The 20,033-nt window shown below is 64.3% G+C and carries 14 protein-coding genes; 3 read left to right on the forward strand and 11 right to left on the reverse strand.

Translation table 11 applies throughout. The annotated features are described in order from the left end of the window. Positions 1–137 precede the first annotated feature (137 nt). From tssM (ACYG97_RS00470) to tagH, 3 genes are all read right to left on the reverse strand, one after another. On the reverse strand, positions 138–3,659 hold the full coding sequence (gene tssM, locus ACYG97_RS00470; RefSeq protein ID WP_023732201.1) for a type VI secretion system membrane subunit TssM: 3,522 nt from the start codon (positions 3,657–3,659) through the stop codon (positions 138–140). Continuing rightward, positions 3,656–5,182, reverse strand: a complete 1,527-nt coding sequence (gene tssL, locus ACYG97_RS00475) for a type VI secretion system protein TssL, long form (RefSeq protein WP_023732200.1) — start codon at positions 5,180–5,182, stop codon at positions 3,656–3,658. Before tssL ends, tssM (ACYG97_RS00470) begins: the two co-directional genes overlap by 4 nt. 251 nt (positions 5,183–5,433) lie before the next feature. Continuing rightward, positions 5,434–6,453 (reverse strand): type VI secretion system-associated FHA domain protein TagH, encoded by a 1,020-nt coding sequence (tagH, locus tag ACYG97_RS00480; protein WP_023732199.1) that lies wholly within the window; start codon positions 6,451–6,453, stop codon positions 5,434–5,436. Between the two features lie 271 nt (positions 6,454–6,724). Here tagH and ACYG97_RS00485 point away from each other — a divergent pair, with 271 nt between their 5' ends. The 3 genes from ACYG97_RS00485 to ACYG97_RS00495 are packed head-to-tail and all read left to right on the forward strand — an operon-like array spanning position 6,725 to position 10,665. Next, positions 6,725–9,058, forward strand: coding sequence for a type VI secretion system Vgr family protein (locus ACYG97_RS00485; RefSeq protein ID WP_023732198.1), 2,334 nt, complete (start codon positions 6,725–6,727; stop codon positions 9,056–9,058). Between the two features lie 7 nt (positions 9,059–9,065). After that, the gene (locus tag ACYG97_RS00490; protein WP_023682625.1) at positions 9,066–9,491 is read left to right on the forward strand and encodes a DUF6484 domain-containing protein; all 426 of its coding nucleotides are present in this window, start codon (positions 9,066–9,068) and stop codon (positions 9,489–9,491) included. A 10-nt stretch (positions 9,492–9,501) separates the two neighbouring features. Further along, positions 9,502–10,665: a hypothetical protein gene (locus tag ACYG97_RS00495; protein ID WP_023732197.1), complete on the forward strand. Its 1,164-nt coding sequence runs from the start codon at positions 9,502–9,504 to the stop codon at positions 10,663–10,665. A 33-nt stretch (positions 10,666–10,698) separates the two neighbouring features. On the opposite strand, the gene ACYG97_RS00500 is transcribed toward ACYG97_RS00495, so the two are convergent. The 8 genes from ACYG97_RS00500 to icmH are packed head-to-tail and all read right to left on the reverse strand — an operon-like array spanning position 10,699 to position 20,032. Continuing rightward, positions 10,699–11,745: a hypothetical protein gene (locus ACYG97_RS00500; protein ID WP_023732196.1), complete on the reverse strand. Its 1,047-nt coding sequence runs from the start codon at positions 11,743–11,745 to the stop codon at positions 10,699–10,701. After that, on the reverse strand, positions 11,733–12,824 hold the full coding sequence (locus ACYG97_RS00505) for a DUF2169 family type VI secretion system accessory protein (protein ID WP_023682622.1): 1,092 nt from the start codon (positions 12,822–12,824) through the stop codon (positions 11,733–11,735). The genes ACYG97_RS00500 and ACYG97_RS00505 overlap by 13 nt, the downstream gene beginning before the upstream one ends. Positions 12,825–12,827: 3 nt before the next feature. Continuing rightward, positions 12,828–13,307, reverse strand: coding sequence for a hypothetical protein (locus ACYG97_RS00510; RefSeq protein WP_023682621.1), 480 nt, complete (start codon positions 13,305–13,307; stop codon positions 12,828–12,830). Positions 13,308–13,325: 18 nt separating this feature from the next. After that, the gene (locus tag ACYG97_RS00515; RefSeq protein WP_023682620.1) at positions 13,326–13,775 is read right to left on the reverse strand and encodes a hypothetical protein; all 450 of its coding nucleotides are present in this window, start codon (positions 13,773–13,775) and stop codon (positions 13,326–13,328) included. A 3-nt stretch (positions 13,776–13,778) separates the two neighbouring features. Further along, on the reverse strand, positions 13,779–14,645 hold the full coding sequence (locus ACYG97_RS00520; RefSeq protein WP_023682619.1) for a DUF4150 domain-containing protein: 867 nt from the start codon (positions 14,643–14,645) through the stop codon (positions 13,779–13,781). Between the two features lie 5 nt (positions 14,646–14,650). Continuing rightward, positions 14,651–15,187, reverse strand: coding sequence for a type VI secretion system-associated protein TagF (gene tagF / locus ACYG97_RS00525; protein WP_023732195.1), 537 nt, complete (start codon positions 15,185–15,187; stop codon positions 14,651–14,653). Further along, positions 15,169–18,705, reverse strand: coding sequence for a type VI secretion system membrane subunit TssM (tssM, locus tag ACYG97_RS00530; protein WP_023732194.1), 3,537 nt, complete (start codon positions 18,703–18,705; stop codon positions 15,169–15,171). The genes tagF and tssM (ACYG97_RS00530) overlap by 19 nt, the downstream gene beginning before the upstream one ends. Before the next feature lies 1 nt (position 18,706). Then, complete coding sequence (icmH, locus tag ACYG97_RS00535; protein WP_023709960.1) at positions 18,707–20,032, reverse strand: type IVB secretion system protein IcmH/DotU; 1,326 nt, start codon at positions 20,030–20,032, stop codon at positions 18,707–18,709. Between the last annotated feature and the right edge of the window lies 1 nt (position 20,033).

Below are 20,033 nucleotides of genomic sequence, written 5' to 3' on the forward strand. Positions count from 1 at the left end.
CTTGACTGACGTGCCTGGCCAGTCTGCCACAGCCCCATTCATTAGAGTATCGAAATCTAAGCCGCTGATGACGGACCGTGTGGTGCCGCCGCTGTCTCTGCGTCCTGCAATCGCTGGTCCTGCCATGCAATTCCCCATCAGAAAGCCTTCGGACAGCTGAACGCGGAAAGCGCCGGCAGCGTGAATGGGTTGCCGTTCTCCCCGGTCTTGATCGTGTAGGCGACATCCCGTCCGCCGATGACGAAATGCGCTTCGAGACTATCGCCATTGGCGGTGACCTGCCCCTTGTCCAGCAATCGTTTCAACGCCCAGGGACCGTCGAACTTGATTGCGGACTCGCGGCCGGGCAGCTCCGGCGTCAGGCTGAGACTGGCCGAACCGGTCTTGCCCGGCCACGGAATCAGGCCCGGCGTGTTGCCGGCCTGGGTGGCCTGCAGCACCTGGCCGTCGATATTGAGCAGCGCCATGTCGGCATCGCCATGCAGCGACAGCGGCGTGAAGGTGATGTTGATCGACGGCACCGGCCCGCCGAGCGGAAAGAAAGCCGCGCGGATTTGTGCCGCGAGCTGAAAGTTCTTCAGCGTCGATTTCGCCAGATTGCGGCCGAACCTGGTGTCCTGTTTCCAGTCCCAGTCCTGGCCGCTCATGTCGACCAGCGACGCCAGGTTCTGCGCGAAGAACCGGTCAAGAACCCCGCCCGGAGAAAACAATCTCGCAAAATCCGCCATGGCGACATCGTCGGTGCCGGCGGGGGCAAATGGAAAGCGCCCGGCAATCACCTCTTCGCACGGACGGCCGACGGTCTCCTCCAGCATTTCGTTGAGATGCGTGGTCGATGTTTCGGCGACGGTGCCCTCGAAACCGTCCGCCGCCGCGCTCACCATCCTGGCCAGCGCCTTCGGCAGCCGCGAAGCATTGGCGCGCAACGTCGAGATCTGCAGCTGCAGATTGGCGTTGGCCTGGTCCGTCTGGGCGGGGACATCGGCGGCCAGCCGCATGCTCTGATAGATTTCGCGGAAATTCTGGGTGAGGGCGTCGAGCGGCCGCTGCCCCGGCGCCCCGGCCACCAAAGCCTGGAAAGACCGGAACTGGGCTTCGATGTTGGCGCCGGGATCCTGGTTCTGGGTGCTGACAAAGGCGGTCCCGGCCCGGCTCTGCGATTTGCGCGCCGCAAGCTCGATGCCGATGCGGGCGAGGCCCTTGGCGCGCGCGGCGATTTCCTGGTCGCTGACTTGAGACGGCGCAGCCGGATTGCGCTCTTGCGTCAAAGCTGTTTCGCGCGCGATCGCCTCGAACAGCTGCATCAGCGGCGAACTCGGTGATCCCGCTGCGGACAGCGCCAGATATTGCGGTTTGTCGGCGGCCATTGCCTTGAACTTCAACCTGTCGAGCACCTCGTTCCACGCCGCCGCAAAGCCCTTGCCATAGCGATCGAGCAGCTCCGGGCCGAGCTTGAGCAATTCCTGGTCGAAACCGCCTTGCTCGCCGCTCGAGCCGATCACCCATTGATCGTCGACCAGCGCCTGCGCGCTCCTGGCAAGTTGCGCCAGATAGAAGTCGAAGCCGGCATGGGTGTAGAGACCGGGGACGCGAAGGCCGGCGAGATCGTTTCCGTCATTGCGCTCGAACAGCATCGGCGCCTCCGCGCCGGCTTGCGATGACACCGAAAAATCGTCCAGCGCCGCCGCATAGGTGGCCGACTGGATGAGCGCGGTGGCGCGATCGGCAAGGCTCATGCGGCCGAGCGAGCGCTGGGCGGATTCGACCAGCCCGCGGTTGAGTTCGAACGAGGGATCCTGGTCATCGTCGAGCGCCAGCATGGCGCGCAAATGCTTCTCCAGTTGCGCCCGGCCGTCGCGATTGTGGGCGCCGGGATAGCGGTTCTGTTCCCAGTCCCGCTTCAGCCAGGTGACGACCAGCTCGTCATCCACTTTCGGCGCCTTGCCGCCCAGCATCAGGTAAATCTTCAACGGCTCGTACAGCGCCATCGGATCGGCCATCCTGGCCTCGATCGTGCGTTCGAGCTGGAACAGCAGGCGCGAGCGGAACATCCGCTCCAGCCCCTGCCGGTAGGCGGTCTCGGAGGCCGAAAGGATACGTTCACGCTGGCTGAGGCCGAACGTCGCCGTGGCCGGGGTGGGCTGGTCTCTCGTATCGTAGCCGTCCGGCAGGCCGCGCAGCGCATCGAGCGCGCCGATGACGGTTTCGAGGTCGGCATCCAACACCGTCGTGCTGGCCAGCAGCGGCGCGGCTGTCGCGCGGTATTGGCCTGCCGCCTGGCCGGTCGCGGCGACCAGCGATTTGTTGGTCGTAAAGCTCAGGCCGAGAACGCCAAGCGCGGCGATCGCTATGGCCGCGATCGCTGTCAGGCCGGCGTAGCGGGCGATCGCAACGCGCCTGTCGGCCGCCCTGTCATAGGACACCCAGCCGGACTCGGCGAAAATGACGCGGCTCAACAGATCGTGCAGGAAGAAGCTTTTGCCGGTGCCGGAAAGATGCGCCTGGGCATTCCTGCCGAAACTGCGGCCTATGCTGCCCAGCAACTGGTCGATCGGCGTGCCTTCCTGCGTGCCGGAAGAAAAATACAGGCCGCGCAGGGGGGCGTTCAGCTGCTTGCGCGTCGGCTCGAAAACGCCCTCGAGGAAATTCACGATCCGGCCTTTCAGCGCACCGAGCTGCGCGGCGAAGCCGAAAATGGCGATGCGCGCGACCGGATCGGTCTCCGCCTGCAGCCGCTCGCTCATCTCTTCGGTCAGGCGCTTCACCAGCGCGTCGAATTCGGCTGGCGCTTCTGCGACCATGTTCAGGCCGCGCTCGGCGGTCTGGAAGGTCGCGCCCCACACCTTGCGCCGGCGTGCTTCGTCGAAACCGCCGAAATATTCCATGAATCCGGAGACCAGGTCGGCCTTGGTGAACAGCACGTAGACGGGAAAGCGGACCTTCAGGACCTCGTGGATTTCCTGCAGGCGGCTGCGGATCTCGGCGACACGGGCCGCCTGCTCTCCGTCCGCCATCAGATCGGCAAGGCTGATCGCCAGGATGACGCCATTGATCGGCTGACGCGTCCGGTGCCGCTTGAGCAGCGACAGGAACGCCAGCCAGCTTTTGCTGTCGGTCCGTGCATGGGAATCCTGCGTCGTGTAGCGCCCGGCCGTGTCGATCAGCACCGCCTCGTCGGTGAACCACCAGTCGCAATTGCGCGTACCGCCGACACCCGCCACCGGCTGCGCCTGGCCCGACCCGGCAAGCGGAAAGTTCAGGCCGGAATTGACCAGCGCGGTGGTCTTGCCGGCGCCCGGCGGGCCGATGACGATGTACCAGGGGACGTCGTAGAGGAAGTTGCGCTTGCCGCTCGACTGCCTGAGCGTCGCGACTGCTTCGTTCATGCGAGCTTCCAGCACCTTTGCATCGCTGCCGTCATCCTCGGCGCTGGCCATGGCGGCCTCCAGCGCCTTCTGCGCCTTGCGCCTGCGCCAGAACCGGATTGCATAGATGATCGCCACCGTTCCGACGACGATGCCGATGATCGCTGCCCGCAGCCAGATGGGATCCAACGGCCGGGCGCCGGCAAAGCGGATTAACGGGCCGGCGTACCAGACCGCGGCGGCAAAGCCGGCGAGCGCGAGCGCGCTGAAGATGCGCAGCAGCCAGCCGGTCACAGCATCTCCTCCCGCGGGATCATTACATCGACACGGCGGTTTTTGGCGCGGCCCTCCGGCGTTGCATTGTCGGCGATGGGCTCGTCCTCGCCCTTGCCCTCGACCTTTGTCCGCGACGGATCGCTGAAATGCGCTGCGATCATCTTTTCCACCGACTGGGCACGTGCGACGGAGAGGTCGAAATTCGATTTGAAGGCGCTGGTCTTCTTCGGTTTGACGTTGTCGGTGTGGCCGACGATCCGGATCGGCCCGCGCTCCGCGTCGAGAGCCGCCGCGATGCTGGCGGCCACCGGCTCGAACTCCGGCTTGACCTCGGCTCGTCCCGACTGGAACAGCAGGGCGTTGCTGATTTCCACGATGATGAAATCACCCTTAGTGCCGACGCTGACGCCGCGGCCTTCGATCTCCTTGGCCAAGGCAGTGCGGATGCGATCGACCTGCGCAATCGTCGTTGGCGCTGCGACGACCTTCACCTCCTCGGTCAGCGGCACGAAACCGGTGCGCTCGATGGTGACCGGCGTCGCCGGATTGAGCGCCAGCAACTCGCCGGCAATAGCCTCGCCATCATTGGTGATGAGGACCCGCAGCGTGAAAAAGGCTGCGGTCAAGCCCGCTGCGGTTGCAGCGGCTATGGCCCAGAGCGGAACCCGCCTGGAGCCTTGCGCCGATGTGACCGACAAGCCTTGCCAGCGCGGCGAGATGTCGTCGTCACCGAGGATGCGGAAATAGGCTGATGTCTCGTAGACGTCGCGGCGGACCCGTTCGAGGCTCTCGCGCGGCTGGCCGCGATACTGGCCTTCGAAGCCAAGCGACAGGCAGACATGCATCAGCTCGATGAGATTGCGATGAGGTTCCGGCGTCGCCAGCACCGTGTTCAGCGCCTGGAAAAAACCGGCGCCGGTGGGTTTGACCTGGAAGAAGCGCTGCAGCATGGCCTGCTGCGCCCAAGCATCCCGGCTGGAACCGGGCAGATTGGCGACGATATCGTCGGCGGTTTCGCAAAGCACATAGCTGGCGATTCGCGCATCCTCTTCCGAGGTATCGGTCCTGGCGATCTTGCGGTCGAAATCCTCGATCAGGCCGGCGACATGCTGCGCCAGCTTCTCGGCCGGTCTTTCGACAGCCATCAGCCGCAGATGCCCAAGCAGCATCAGCAAGGGCGCCGCGGCAGCGACGATCGGGTTGGCCGCGCCATAATCGACGGCATCGCTGGCGCCGAGCAGCGCATCCCATGGCGTTTTCCCCGCCGTCCCGGCTGAGCCGTGAACGGGCGGATCGGCCGGCGCGTTGGCGAAGGGCGTTCCCTGATAGATCACCGTCCCCGTGACGTCGGACGGCGGCTGGCGGCCGGCGTTGGGATCGAAAACCGTGGGTTCCGGGACGCTGGCAGGGGCGATCACCGTACTGCCGGGGGCCGGCGCATCGCGGGCGAGAACCGTCTTTTGCTTGCGGCCGGGATTGGGGCGGCTGGGGCGGATGACGGTTTTGCCGGTCGGATCGAAAGGATCATCCTTCGAGCTCATCGCCGATCCCTGCCTCTACGCCCGCGCGCCGCGACGCACAGCGCCATGTCCGCGCGAACGCGGACCGCAGGACGCTATCTCGCCGTGACATGACATGTGCCGCAGAACCCCGAGGTCGACCAACCGTACCCGCGTGCTCAATCGTCGTATGTGATCGTAGTCTCAGAAGGTTGCGATGGAAACCCGGCGCAATTTTGGTCGCGGCGGGCGCCTGGGTCGGCCTTCACGGTGTCTTCAGAAGTGCGCGGAGCTCAGCCCTTGCCGGTCTTCTGTTTGGCGGCCTTGGCATAGGCTTCGCTGAAATAGCTGAGGAATATGTCCAGCATGCCGTTCTCGTGCGCTTCCTCCTTGGCCCGCCAGGTCGCGACCAGTGCGTCCCAGGCGCGCGTCTTCTTCGAGGCAAAGGAGGATGGCGGCAGTTTTTTCGCAATCGCCTCGGGCGACAGATCGTCAAGCAACCGCGACAGCGCTGCCTGCATGGCGGCGAAGGTGGCGAATTCATGCGTTTTGAGGTCGTGGAAAGCGTCTTCGATGCTGTGCCGGGCATCGAGATAGCCGGCCCTGCGCCGCGCGAACATGATGTCGAGGATTTCGTCTGTCCCGGGCACGAACTTTAGCGGATTGTTGTCGGCGGAATTGATCATGGTGCGGTCGCTGGTCTTGGCCAGGACTTTTGCAGCGGCGCGCGCCTTCAACAGCAGCACCAGTTCGTCGACGACGATGCGCAGCACCGCGCCGATCTCGCCGGCCACCTCCTGCGGCTGGCGCAGCAAAAGCACCTCTGGCGGAATGCCGGCGCCGGCGGCAATCGCGCGCAGGATCTCGTCGGCTTGCTGCGGCCGGCTGGAGAGCGAAGCGGGCGGCGCGGTCGGTGACCGTGGCGATGCGGCATGGTCTGGAAAGGATCCAACGGGCATCTGCCGTTGCGTCGAACCATGGCCACCGAAGGCTGGGTTCCCGTCATCGATCGATACCGAGACGATATAGCGGCCGATCCGGAGCCGGTCACCTTGCGCCAACCGGTGCGGGTCGGTCAGGCGCTGGCTCGACCCGTTGACGAATGTGCCGTTGCGCGAGACGTCGTGGAGAAAAAAAGCGCCGCTTTCGTAGCGGATTTCGCAATGCCGGCCGGAGATGAACTTGTCCGGATCGGGCAAGGTCCAGGCACAGTTCTCCCGCCCTATCTCGAAGCCGCGGTCGCGCGATGCGTAGCCGGGCGGCAGCCCGGCAGGCAGGACATCGACATTGCTGATCTGCAGACTGATGAACATGCGCTATGGACCGTCGACCGCTGCCGTTTCCATTGATCCGATGTGCCACAGTCTAGCAGCTTGCGGGCACAGCGGGAGAGCGGCGTTTCACACTGGCGAAAGCGGCGCAAACAGCAACGGCCTGCCGCCTGTCCTCTTTGGTCTGCCATAGAACATGTGGTAGGCTCAACATGGCTTGGGTGGCAAGTTGCGAAATATCCCTGAACGTGAGGTCGTTAACACAAGAAGGGCTTCGAACCTGCCACACTAGCGCTCAGGAGGGGCACGACCCATGCCGAGTGAACAACGCGCCGCGCTTGTGCAGACGCCGGTCGGCGCCGAACTGTTGACTTTCACGCATCTCGTCGGCCGCGACGAGATCAGCCGCTGCCTTGCATACACCGTTGGATTTGTTTCGACCAATGCCGATATCGACCCGCTGAAGATGCTGGGCGGCGCCGTTTCGATCGAAGGCGAGGCCGACCCCAAGCGCTGGTTCAGCGGCCTCATCGCCGAGTTTCGCCTTACCCGCATCGAAGATCGGCTGGCTCACTATGAGGCGGTCGTCAGGCCGTGGCTGTGGTTCCTCGGCAATACCACCGACTGCCGCATTTTCCAGGACAAGACCGCCGTCGAGATCGTGGAGGAGATTTTCTCTAAATATGGCGGCATCGCCAAGTTCGAAAAGCGCTTGCAAGGCTCCTATCCGCCGCGCGAATATTGCGTGCAATATGACGAGAGCGACCTCGATTTCGTGCAGCGGCTGCTCGAGCACGAAGGCATAATGTACTTCTTCGAGCATGCCGAGGGCGAGCACACACTGATCCTGGCCGACGCCATGAGCAAGCTGAAGCCAGCGCCGGGCTATGAGACGGTGCTCTATCAGTTCGAAGGGCAGGGCTCGCGCCGCGACGTCGAGTACATCACCGACTGGATTCCAGGCAGCGCGGTGCGCCCCGGCGCCTATGCCCACACCGATTATGACTTCGAAAAACCCGCCGCCGATTTGATGGCGAAGTCGGCGCAGCCCTTCGGCCACAAGCAGGCCGCGGGCGAGAACTATCGCCATCCCGGCGCGCATCTGGAAGTCGGGCGCGGCGACAGCCTGGCGGCAATCAGGCGCGAAGAAATCCAGGCGCCGCATATGCGCATTGCCGCTGTCGGCACCGTGCGCGGCCTGTTCTCCGGCTGCACCTTCAAGCTCGACGGCTTTCCGCGCGACGACCAGAACAAGGAGTATCTGGTGATCAGCGCCGAGTACCGGCTGTTCGATCCGGGCTATCGCGCCGGCGTCGACACCGATGGCGAGAATTTCAAGGTGGTGCTCGGTGTGGCGCCGACCTCAGTTGCTTATCGGCCGCCGCGCATCACGCCAAGGCCGATCATGCGCGGGCCGCAGACGGCGACCGTGGTCGGTCCGTCCGGCGAGGAGATCTTCACCGACAAATATGCCAGGGTGAAGGTGCAGTTCCACTGGGATCGTCTGGGCAAGAAGGACCAGAAGAGCTCCTGCTTCGTACGCGTGTCGCAGACCTGGGCCGGCAGCGGCTGGGGCTTCATCCAGATCCCGCGCATCGGCCAGGAAGTGATCGTCGATTTCATCGAAGGCAATCCGGACCTGCCGATCATAACCGGCAGGGTCTACAACGCCTCGCAGATGCCGCCTTACGGGCTGCCTGGCAACGCCACGCAGTCGGGCTGGAAGTCCAACTCGTCGAAGGGCGGTGGCGGCTACAACGAACTGATGTTCGAAGACAAGGCCGGCTCGGAGCTGGTCAATTTCCAGGCGCAGAAGGACCACCACCTTCTGATCAAGCACGACCGCAACAAGACGGTGCAGCACGACCAGTCCGACCGCATCGACCACGACGCCAAGCACTCCGTCGGCCACAACCTCGACGAGGACGTCGGCAACAACAAGACGGTCAAGGTCGGCGTCGACCAGACGACGAATATCGGGTCGAACGACACCGAGACGGTCGGCAAGAACCGCTCGCTGACGGTGGGCATCGACGAGACGATCGGCATCGGTTCGAACTCCACCGAGACGATCGGCGCCAATCACACGCAGACCGTGGCGATCGTTCAGACGGTGACCGTTGGCGCAGCACGCGTCGATAGCGTTGGTGCATCCGAGACCCGGACCGTGGGCGGTCCGCAGGCGAACACGATCGGTGCGACGCGGTCGGTCACCGTAGGTGCTGCGCAGAGCCACGATATCGGCGCGGCTGATAGCTGGAACATCGCGGCGGCGCAAAGCGTCAATGTTGGCGCCGATCAGAGTTTCACCATCGGCGGGGCACAGTCGTCGCAGATCGGCAAGGGCAGGTCGGCAAAAATCGCTGCGGACGACGCAACCGATGTCGGCGGCGGGCACGCGCTCAAGGTCGGCAAAGGCAGCGGAATCCAGATAGCCGAAGACAGTGTGATCAAGGTCGGCAAGAATCTGATGATCGAGGCGGCCGACTCGATCACGCTCAAATGCGGTTCGGCCTCGATCACGATGAAAAAGGATGGCACCATTGTCGCTGATGGGAAGGATATTACCCTCAAGGGCAGCGGCAAGATCACCGTCAAGGCCGACGGCGAGGTGATCGTCAAGGGCAGCACGATCAACAACAATTGAGGGCATCATCATGGAAGTGCTGGAGCGTATCGACGGCGTCGTGATCGGCCTGCTGATCGGCTTCCAAGGCGGGGCGCCGCTGGTTGTCTTCGTCGGCAATCCGCGCGAGACCGCGATAGCGGCGCGCAGCCTGACGGAGCTGGACGTTTCGGCCGTCGGATCCGAACTGGCTTTGCTCTTCGAGGGCGGCGACCCGGCGCGGCCGCTGGTGGTCGGGCGCATCGTCGATCCTGCGCCCCGCGGCAGGAGCCTCGAAGTCGTCCGCGACGGCGAACGTGTCGTCATCAACGGCGATGAGCGCATTGAACTGCGCTGCGGCCTGGCATCGATCATTCTGGAGAAGAATGGACGCGTGACCATTCGTGGCACCCAGTTGACCAGCCAGGCCAGTGGCACCAACCGCATCCGCGGCGGGGCCGTGCATCTTAACTGAGGCATTGCCGATGCACAGCATCGCGACCATTGCGGCGATCGTGGACCAACACGCCGAGGACGCGGCGTTCCTGTGGCTTCGACGTCGTCTGGAGATCGACGGTCCAATCCTCGACGAGACCGATATCGGCCGCATCGACCAGCGTCTCGAAGCCAATCTCGAAGGGCTCATGGCAGCTGGCAAGGCCGGCTGGGAGGCAGCCCAGGCGCGCTTCGCCGACTACGCCGAACCGGGCGAGATTTTCGTGCTTGGCACTCTGGCAATGCGTTGGAGCGATGCCAAATTGGTGACCTCTGCAATCGACGCGGGCGCAAGCCTGGGTGAAGCCGGCATATCGAGCCTGTCTGCCGCGATCGCGCGCACGCCGGGCGAAAACCTGCGCCCGTTCGTGGCGCAGTGGCTGGACACGCGCGACGCGCGGCTGCGCTGTCTTGGGCTATCTGCGCTCTGGCATCATCGCGTCGATCCGGGACAGCGCCTGCATGATCTGGCCAGCCATTCCAATGCGAACGTGCGTTGGCGCGCCGTCCGGCTCGCCGGCGTGCTCAGGCGGCGCGACCTGCTTCCGGAAGTCCTGGCTGGGCTTGACGGCGAGACAACGAAAGAACGTCTTGCGGCCGCCTTCGCTGCTTGCCTGCTTGGCGAGGCTCGGTCCGCGCACTCGGTGATCGACAAGATCGTGCTGACGGAGACGGACCATGCGCAGGCGGCGATCGAGTTGCGCCTGCTGACGACGCCGCCGAAGGCCGGCAAGGCCTGGCTGCAATCACGTCTCGGACAGCCTGTCTTGCGCATCGCGGCCACGGCATCGATCGGGCTGCTCGGCGACCAAGCGGTGGTGCCGTGGCTGATCGAGAAGATGCGCGAGCCGGAACTGGCATCCGCAGCGGGTGCAGCACTTCGCGATCTGTTCGAGGTGGACTTCGGCGACACCGACCTTTTCGTTGCCGATCCAGCTGTTCTTGGCGAGGGCTTTGCCCAACTCGACGACAGCTCGCTGCCGGCCGCCGATCGCGTCGAAGCATGGTGGGACGAAGGGCGCGGCGGGCGCAACCATCGTCTGTTCCGTTCGATGCGCAGGCTCAGGGTGGATGCGTTGCGCGCGGCGATCGCCACGCCCGAGGCGCCGCTGGCAGACTGGCGCAGGACACGCAAGTTCCCGGCGTGGATGTGATCGCTTTCGCCGAGGGAAGGCTTGTCCCTCCGTTCAGCGTTGGCGGAGGTCGGTAAGCGCGATCGCCGACCGGTTGCCACCCTCGGATGCAAGCTCGCAGGCTGCGACGCGGCCCGGCGCGTAACCGCTTATAAAACTGTCGGCCGCCAGCATCAGAACAAGTGCCGCACTAGCGGCTCCAATGTCGCCGACCGTCATCGCAGGGTAGGCTGTCGGGAATATCTCGCGGTGCGTGCGGTAGAAGCGCGAGCGACCGACCAGTTGTTCGAGCCCGCTGTACCGTTCCCCGTTTCCATTGCTGACAAGGAACTCGATATCGGGTTCCTTGGGTCCGGACCCGTTGAAGGCAGCAAGCAGCGAAGCCACCATCGCACGGCCTTGACTCTGGCGTTCGGAAAGAACGCTGTCGATCTCTTGAGCCAGGCCCGCCCCGCAAATCATTGCAGCCGGCCCGCTCCCCGGCGCTCGCGTCAGGCGCACGAAGACAGCGCCCTCGCCAGGGACTGCCCCTTGAGCATTGTTTTCGGATTTCAGACGATTGGCTCGCATCAAGCGCGCAATGTCGGTCCCGTTGACGAGGCTGTCCACACCACCCAGCAGCACCTGCGCGACGGTCCCGGATTCTAGCATGTCGCCGGCATAGTCGAGCAGTCCGGCGCTGGCTGCGGCACCGCCGTCAAATACGCGCGAGCCGGCATTGAAGCGCAGGCCGCATCGCTCGAAAATGGCATTCAAAAGGCGCCCCCGCTCGACCTCTTCATACGCCGGATGGTCGCGGAAACTCTCCGGCAGCGCGAGCAGAACAGCGGTCTGGTCCGGCGTTGCCTTGTTGTCGAGCATCGCCTCCTTGAGAGCGCGGGCGCCCATGCTGGCGAGCCATACCCCGTCATTGCGTCGCAGGCCCGCCTTGGCTGGAATGCGTGCCACGATCTGTGTGGTGGGAAACGGCTCTGAAAGAGGCACCTCCTGAAATGCTGACAGGTTGGCGCGAATGGCTGAGATGGTCTGGCGCGCGTTCAATCCAGCAGGCGTGACGGCGCCACCAACCGAGATGTAGAGCGGCCGCTTCACGGCTGCCACGCCGAGCGATCGCGCAGGGCCCCGTCGCCGCCGAGAAGATTGAGATAGAGTTTTCGCTTGCGGCGCGCATTGATCCAAACAGGAGAAATGTGGCCGAAGGCGATTTCCCGCAGCGCCGGCACGTTGCGCCGGATTACCACTGCCAAACGAGCCTTAAGGGTCACGCGCTTCAAGTCAGGCTCGATGAGCACGGTGTCAGGCTTGAACGCGTTTTCTTCTACACGATCGTCATAAATGAGCCGAAGCGGGGCCGTGATGCGCGGCAGGCGGAAATCCCATCTGCCCGAAGCCGTCATGCCGATCACCGTGATATCCTCGCCGTTGCCGATGCCGGCCATCTGCTGATCGGCTGGGGCGCACATATAATGCCGCGTGTCGAAGTCTTTGGGAGCGAGCGGCCATTGGGATTCGAGCCAAGCCTTGTCGTAGGTTCCGGCGAAAGCCAGGCGCGGTTGCCAGCCCCGGCCAATCGTCCCGAATCCCGCCGGCCTCAGGGATTCCCCAGGTCGGGCTTGCGCTTCGCCCGGATACATGACGTTGGGCGCCTCGGTTCTGACCGCAGGATCTGCAGACCGGGCGTTATGGTACCCCACGCCGACTGGGTTGCGCTGGTCCGTGCGCAAGTCTTCCAAAGTGCCGCCATAGGTGCGTTCATAGACGATCGGCATGGTCCGGAAAGGCGCCGGTGCGCTGTAGCCGCCGGAGTCGTAGATCCGGTCCCCGACGACCTGCAATACCTTGCGGATCGAGTTACCGACACGCAGGCCAACCTGCATCTCGCGTACCGGCCTTCCATCCGGCGCGTGCGCGACGCCATTCACGATCACCTCGGCGCCAGGCTTGACGGGCGCGATGTCCGCTTCGTAGCGGGTCGATGAAAGGGCCGGATCGCCAAAAGGCTCATCGCCAAAGATCACCGGCACCTGTTCGGCCGCTGGCTGGAATTCCTTTCCTTCATCCGTCGCCGTGAAACTTGCCGATAGCATGACAATCAGAGTTTCTTGGCCGTCAGCATTCAATTGGACGTGCGTCGCGGCGGCGAAGGGTGTCCTGTTTTCCAGCCAGACATCGAAGGCCATCGTTCAGCACCACCGGCCGTTTTCATCAAGCCCGATCGGCCAATAGGGCATGGCCGTCAGCAGTTCTACATATTCCTTGTTGCCTTCATCGACGACCCATTGCAGCAGGAACACCTCAGGCGCGAGGCGGTCGGCCGCGGGCAGCGTTTCCCCCACCGCAACGCATCGCAGCCAGTATTCCCGCACGAGCCACACCACCGCCGGATGATTCGCCGGGCCGGCCGCTGCATCATCCAGCTGGGCCGTGATCGCTTGATTGACGGTCAGGCCGCCATCGACCAGTTCGTCGAGGCCAGCTTCCCAGATCTCGGAAGCCACCTCGAACGTCTCCTGCAAGTCAGCGAGGTAGGCCTTGAACAGGGACCTATAGGCAGCAGAGGCCTCGCGGCGCGAAAGGCGGATTCCATGATCGGGACCGACAACGTCCTGGGGTGCGTTGAGAAGCCGGTTCAGGCCGAGTTCGACACTATGATCAATCCGCATTGCCATCTTCTTCTAGCTTCAGCACATTTCGAGAGATGGATCCTCGCCGATCGGGACATAGACGAAGTACTTGAAGTACTTGAATAGTTCCGTGTCGTATTCGGACATCATTTCGACCAGCAGCAGATTGGGCGGCACGGGACCGCTGGCGTCCGCTTCGTCGCCATCCTCACCCCAGTTCGATTCATCGTCCTCGTCGTCATCATCGGTCTGTCGGGCGTACCGTTCAAGGTTCAGGCCGTGAACCTTGAAGTAGTGCTTGCGGTAGATCGCCAGAATCCGTGGATGGGCCACCAGCCCGGCGGGCCAATGCAGATTGGCTATGTTCTCACCGGAGGCGTTCAGGCGCTGCTGCAGTGCGCCCCACCATTCCTCGATCGCCGGCATGACGGCGTGGAGCTCTGCGGTCCACGCATCGATTATCGCCGTATAGTCAGCGTCGAGATCGGCAAAACCCGTTGCACTCATCGCCTAGATCCCCCGAGCGTTCATGAACTTCCTAATCGCCTTGTTGTCCACCTTCGACTGCCGGCCCGGCTGGCTGTTGCTGTGGCTGGAGCAATGCGGCCTGACGTAAAGCGCTTTCATCGCATCCTTGAAGCCTTGTGGGACGATCTCTATATTGCATCCACCCGCGTACCACGCTGCCTTCTGCGTCGGCTGGTGATCGGCGATCAGCGGGGCTTCCTTCCCCGAAATTTGCCGGTTGACCTTGGCCTCCAGTCGCTTGATCGCGGTCTTGTTCTTGCCGGTCGTGCGTTTCTTCAACCTGTCAAGGTTACGTTTGCATTCCCAGCATGGCCGGTTCTGAACCTTGGCTTTCTGCGGGCCTGTTGGCTGGGTGTAATGATCGTCGTAGCAATAATCGGTCGTGCATTTCTTCTTCTCTTTCACCAGAAGAGCATTGCGGAAGTTGACCAAGGCGGCGGTATCGATGGTGTTCGGGAGTGGACTTGCCGTGTTCTGCTCCATGGTGTCGCCATGGCGGCAGACACCCTTACCCTCCACCTTGACGACGAACGACCAGAGCTTGAACACTCCCTTGCCCTTGATCTTGTGCGTTATGACCCCCGCGCCGAGGCCTTGGGTGGCCGGCTCGTTGCCGGTGCTGGTCGCAACCTCCGACGAGCTTTCGAGCGCGGTCGGATTGCCTTCGATCTTGACGCTCTTACTGCCTTTGGTGAGATCGCTGGAAGACAGCATGTTGACGTATGGAACCGGAACCGGGCCTGCCGGCGGGGAAGGCGGGCTCAAGCACACATCTCCCGGCGCCACGCCCTTGCCGCCGCTTCCTTTGTGGAAGAAGCCCATGCCTTCAGCAAAGACTGTGCTGCCCATCAGAGCTATTCCGTCTCAAGGCGCGGGGCGCGCATTTTCGGCAGGGCGTTGGCCGCCAGGTCGTGAATATCCGAGAACGCGAACTCATGCACCGACCAGTCGTCGAGCCAGAAGCCAATCCGGTTCGGATCGCCATGGCTGTTGCTGGGCGCGGCAAGGTTGGCCAAGCCTTCGGCTATCCAGGACTGCGTCCTCTGCAATTCGACCGCTTCATCAACGATTGACGCAACGCCGTCGAACCATGCATCGTCAGGTGCCGGTGTAGCCCCAATCCCGATGATCGCGAACGGATAGCGGCGTCCCACGCGGTCCTCGCTCATGCGCCATGCGCCGGCACAGGGCCGGTCGCCGAAAATGCCGCTCTTGACGATGAAGCGCCAAACACGCGAATCCAATTCCCCCTCGTCTGGCCTCTCGCGCAACTCCATCGACATCCAGCGGTCCCAGCGGTCGATGAAGGTCCGCGGCAGGTTTACGGCAACGAAATCTCCGGTGGCCGGAATCTTGCCGAAGAAGCCGATGTTCAGATCTGCGGCGGACATGAGAATTTCTTGAACATCTGGAGGTTGTAGGGATTTTCGACACTCGCCGCCTTGAGCTTGAAATCGGCGTACATGCCTTTCGTCCCCAGCCGCAGGCTGTAGACATCGGACAGCGACGTCCCGGTGAAGCGGCCGCCGCGCAGCATCCTCAGCCACGCCCAGCTGCCGGTCTCGTTGAGCATGATTTCGGGCGAGCCGTCGATCGGCTGGAAGGCGAGCGAGATGACGCCGGTGCCGTCCTTGCCGGGCCACGTCATCGGCTGAGGTCGCGTCGCATTGTTGAAATAGACCAGGTTCTGGCCGTCGAGGTTGAGCGTCACGCGGGTGACGTTGGGCGACAGGTCGGTCGGCTCCAGCGTGAACGCCATCACCGGGCCCTGACCGCCGGGAAAGAGATCGTCGCGGATGCGCCGCGCCTGCTCGAAGGCGGCGAGCGCCGATGGGTCGAGGCCGAAATCGGCACGCCATTTCCAAGGCTGCGCCGAGGTGTCCACATAGCTGATCAGATGGTCGTTGATGAAGCCGTCGATCATCCCTGCCGGTCCGAACAGGCGGGCGAAGTCGCGCACATTGACGTCGACGGCGCTGTCTGGGCTGAACGGATAGCGGTCGTTGAGCGCGGCCTGGCAGAAGGGCAGGATATCGGCGCGCCAGATGGCGTTGAGCTCGGAGGCCACGGCCTTCTGCGTCAACCCGCTGGTGTCGCCGGCAATGCCGCTCAGCCAGGTGTTGACCGGGTCGGGCAGGATCTGTGCCTGGCGGGCGACGGCGCCGGTCAGTTCGGCCAGCCCGCCCTGTTTCTTGATCGCGTCCTGCGGGTCGGGATTGGCGGTCACCGTTTGCAGCACATTGGACAGCGCCGTCAGCGCAACGACCGCGGCATCGAGCGCCGGCGGCTGGCCGTCGACCTCGGCAATCGTGCTCTTGAGCGGCTTGAAGTGTTCGGCCACCAGCGTGCCGGTCAGGTCGACTTCGCTGGCCGATCCTGCGCGCGGCAGCAGCTTGGCGCCAGTCTTGACGATCTTGCCCAGTTTGCCGAGTTTGCCCAGCAGTTTCGAGCCGCCCTTCGCCGCCGCCTTGTCGTCGGTCGGCGCCTCGTCCGAGCGGGTGAGGTCGACCTCCTGGACCACCGCCGTCAGCAGCCGCTTCAGCGCGGAATCGGCGCTGGAAAGGTCTTTCAGATTCTCGCTGGCAATGTTGAGGTCGCTGAGCGGCGCCAGCCGCATGTCGCGCAAAAAACTGTCCCACTGCGCGATGTAATCGTCATAGTAGAGTTTCAGGATATCTTCCGACAGCGCCGACACCGAGGTCTCGGAATTTTCCGAGCAGCCGCCGGCAAACACGGCGCGGTCGAGTGCCGCCTGGGCGGCGACATCCTCGACCCGGTCGAGGATCGCATCGTGGAAGCCGTCATAGGTGAAGGCGCCTGATATGCCGACGCGCAGCGTCTTGTCGGAGCGTCGCGAAAACACCTTGGCGCCGTTCGGCCCGGCGAAATTGGCGGGGATCCATTCCTTCAATCCGGCCACCGCCGGATCGGCCAGCAATTGCTTGTAGGCCCGCGCCGGCAGCGAGATCGTGCAGACCGTTTTCAGCGCTTCGGCGACCAGCGCCTGGTCGGGCGCGATGTAGCTGTCGTCGACCGCCATGCGGCGGATCGCTGCCAGCTGGTGTTCTTCCGCATCGGCTGTCGGGAAGGGCGCGGCCGGCGCGAATTCGGGCAGGTCGTTCACCCACCAATTCTCGACGAAGTCGGAGTCCATCTGAGACAGGCCGGTCATCATGCGGTAGGTCTTGAGCGCCCCCAGCATGAAGTCCGGATCGCGGATCTGCCGCCACATGGTCGCTTCGAGCAGCGCCACCATCCGCGGCTCCAGCACGTTGCGCAGAGCGTGGTCATAGGTGTCGGTCTGCGCCCGCATCATCTCGGCCGAAGCCGATGGTCCGAGCAGGTCCTGTGCCTTGTTCGGAGGCGCAGTCCTGGCATTGACGACTTCGTCCATGGCGGTCAGGGCAACGTCCATAGCCGGCTGCAGCACCGAGGCGGGCGTCGCGGCGGTCGACGTCAGCGGCGCCTGCAGTGCTTCGAACTGGCCGGCTTGCGCGGCGATGGCGTTGCGGTTGTCGTAGTAGGACCAGGTGAACAGGCCGCCGGCGAGTATGGCCGCAGCCGCGCAGGCAGCGGCGGCACCGCGCCAGATCCAGCTGCGGCGGCGCTGCGCCGGCGGATCGAAGGTGCCGAGCCCGGCCTCCTTGAAGATCACCTCGGTCAAAAGGTTCTTGAGGAAGAAGCTGCGCTTCTCGAAGCGCTGCGCCGGCATCGTGCGTCGTGCCGGCAGGCCGAAGGAGGAGGCGAGCGCCGCGGTCAGCCGGTCGATCGGCGCGCCTTCCTGGGTCGCCGAGGTCAGATAGAGGCCGCGCAGCCAGGCCGCCTCCTCGTAGCGGCTCTCGCCGAACATCGCCTCGACCAGCACCTGGATCGGCTCGGACAGGCTTTGCAGCTGTGCGGGAAAGCGGAAGATCTCGGCCCGTTCGGCCAGCTTGTCCTCGTCTTCCAGCCGCGGCACCAACCGCTTTTCCAGCCCCCTCGACAGCGTCGTGATTTCGCCCGCGATCGTCTTGGCGTCGACGCGTGCATCGAGCGGGAAGGTCGTCCCCCATACCTGTTCGCGCGCCGCCGTCGACAGGCCGCTGAAGAAGGCCTCGAAGCCTCTGATCAGGTCGGCCTTGGTCAGCATGAGATAGACCGGCAAGCGGATTTCCAGCCGCTCCTCGAGCTCGGCCAGGCGCCTGCGGATCTTGCGGCCATGCGCCTTGACGGCTTCGTCGCCCTCGGACAGCGCGTCGATCCCAAGCGCAACGATGACGCCGTTGAGCGCACGACGGCCACGATGCTTCTTCAACAGATCGAGGAAGCCCAGCCATTCCACGGCGTCGACATCGGGCTGGCTTTCCTGCTGGACATAGCGGCCAGCGGTGTCGATCATCACTGCGTTTTCGGAGAAGAACCAGTCGCAGTTACGGGTACCGCCGATGCCCTGCAGATCGTCGGTCAGGTCGATCGGAAAGTTGAGGCCGGATTGGCGCAAGGCCGTCGTCTTGCCGGTCGCCGGGGGGCCGACGATCACATACCACGGCATCTCGCGCAGGAACTTGCGGCCGCCGAGCTTGCGGCGCTTCAACTCGACCATGACGTCCTGGAACTTGGCGCCGACCGCGGCGACGTTTTCCTCGCCCGGGCTGAGCCGCTTTTCCTCGACCGGGGCGGAAATCTCGGCGACGAACATGCGATTGGCGCGGATCGCGCGGCGCTGCGCGACAATCAGCCAGATCAGCCAGAAGATCACCAGAAGAGCGATGATGACGATGCGCACCGTCTCCGACGCCATCGGCACATAGTCGCCGACCCGTACGATCGGGCCGAATACCCAGATGATCAGCGACAGCAGCGCCAGGCCGATCAGCGTCCACAGGAAACGCGAAGTCAGGACCGCCCAGAGGAAGCGCAGGATGAACATGTCACAGCCTCTTTTCGACCAGCACTTCGACGCGGCGGTTCAAGGCCCGCCCTTCGCGTGTGCCGTCGTCGGCCACCGGATCGGTGGCGGCCCGGCCTTCGGAGCGCACGCGCTCCTTCGGCACGCCGTTCTGAATCAGGATATCGGCAATTTCCGCGGCGCGGGCTTCCGACAGCCGCTGGTTGGTGGACAGTGGGTTGGTCTTTTGCAAGGGAACGCCGTCGGTGTGGCCGACCACGGTGATATCGCCGATCAGCTCCTGGTTCTCGAGGATCACCCTGGCGACCGAGGCGATGAGCGGATCGAAGCCGTCTGTCAGCTGCGCGCGCGACGACTGGAAGAGTTCGGGATTGGAGGCCTGGATGACCAGCCGCGCCAGCGACACGCTCTCCGTGCCGCTCAGCGCTCTCTTGAGCTCGTCCGGCGCCGCCGCCTGGAATTCCGGCAGCAGCGCGAAATCCACGGCCACCGGCGGCGGCGCGTCGACCTTCGGCGAAGCGCGGGTGACATCCGTACGCGTCGGCGGCGGCAGTGCGCGCACCAGCGCCGAAAGCTCGACCGCCTGGCTGCTCAGGCTCATCGACAGGCCGATATGGATGGCTGTCGCGATCACCGCCGCTGCCGCAACCATCACCCAGATCGGCACGATGAAGCGCTGCGGTTCGTCGGAGGCGATCACGCCTTTCCAGTTGGGCGACAGCGGTGCGCCTTCGCCGTCGCTGTCGCGCAGGAAACGCGCGGCCGCCACACGCACGGCATTGAGCGAACGGTCGCCCGAGCGGCCCGGCACGCGATATTTGCCGCGGAAGCCGAGCGCCATGCAGTGATATTGCAGCTCCAGCATTTCGCGGTCGCGGTTGGGGTGGCGCTCCAGCTCTTCAAGACGGGCGAAGAATTGCGCGCCGGCGTCGACGTCGCCGCGCAGCATCACCACCAGCGGCTGGCGCGGCCAGGCGCTGGCCCCGCCCCACGGCGTATTCAGCGCCAGATCATCGAGCAACGCAGCCACCAGCCACGCGGCCTGGTCGGCGCGCTCGAGCGAGGAGCCCTGCGCCATGGTGGTGTCGCGGCAGCGCACAAGTTCGTCGAGCAGCCTGGTGCGCAGGGCTTCCGGGTTCTCCGGCGGCTGCGCGTTTTCGAGTTCGGGTGCAAATTCCAGCAGCGGCGAGAACGCGTTGACGAGCACGTTCGGATGCGCGCGCGCGGAGCGCTTCGCGGTGACGCCCGACGCCGGCAGCGGCATGGCGCGCGGCGTCGGCGCTCCGCTCAGGCGGATGCGCGTCCGCTCCCGATCCTCGGACAGTCCGAACGGATCGTCCCTGCTCATC

The organism is Mesorhizobium sp. W067, from assembly GCF_054719525.1.